At 37.4% G+C, this 984-nt stretch carries 1 protein-coding gene; it reads left to right on the top strand.

Annotated elements, in window-relative coordinates; all coding sequences use genetic code 11:
* Positions 1-241 precede the first annotated feature (241 nt).
* A partial coding sequence (locus tag MWU82_RS23975; protein ID WP_247098272.1) for an IS110 family transposase occupies positions 242-984 on the top strand: 743 nt, incomplete at its 3' end.

The raw sequence follows: 984 nt of genomic DNA, 5'->3' as shown, positions 1-984 counted from the left end.
CGCTATTAGATTAGCATTATTAAATTTATAGATGTTTAATCAGATAAAAGTTACTGAACAACCAGAGGAGAAAAGGTGACCTATTTCGACTCACAAACTCTAAGGTTTATATCGAGCATTAGTCCTTTACTCCTCTTTGGTTTAAATGCCATTTAGAATGTTAAGCTTTAAGGCTTATTAATAGCGTTAGCATAAAAACCATATTGGTCGTTTCAGTGTTTTAATAGCTAATCTCAAAGTTATGAAAAAATTGATTGTAGGAATTGATATTTCCAAAGACGTGCTGGATTACTGTATTCTTCAAAGTATTGATTTTACAGTAGTAGGTAGAGGGGTTATCGAGAACAATAAAGTGGCCATTTCCCGCTGGTTAGAAAAGTTTGATTCTGAAGCTATTATTGTTTCAATGGAACACACAGGGCATTATGGGGCATTGTTGACATGGTTGCTCAGCGAAAGAAAGATATGTTTTCACATGTTAAATCCACTGGAACTAAAAAGATCAATGGGTATTCAAAGAGGTAAGACCGATGCCATTGACGCCTATAGGATAGCTTGTTATACTATTAACAATAGGCAAAAAATGGAACCCTACAGTTTGCCCGTGGAAAAGCTCCGTAAACTTAAAGTGTTGATGACCGCTAGGGAACGATATGTAAAGATGTCCGTCCAACTCAAAAATAGCTTAAAGGCCAATCAAATATTAGCTCAGACTATCAACTTAAAAGGGCTTATCCGTGAGGAAAAGAGACAGATCGGATCCCTTGAGAGATCCATTGATCGCTTTGAGGACCAAATGAAAGCGATCATTGATTCCACGGAAGAATTAAGAACAAACTATAAAAAGATAACCCAGGTTATAGGCGTGGGGCCAATAACGGCCATAAAATGTATTACTGAGACCGATAATTTCCTGAAATTTTCAAATGCCCGGAAATTTAGCTGCCACAGTGGCCTAGCCCCATTTCCATATCAATCCGGAAG

The sequence above is a fragment of the Arenibacter sp. S6351L genome (assembly GCF_023016025.1).
GTDB lineage: Bacteria > Bacteroidota > Bacteroidia > Flavobacteriales > Flavobacteriaceae > Arenibacter > Arenibacter algicola_B.
Note: the sequence above shows the minus strand (reverse complement) of the source record. Positions and strands in the feature narration are given on the sequence as shown.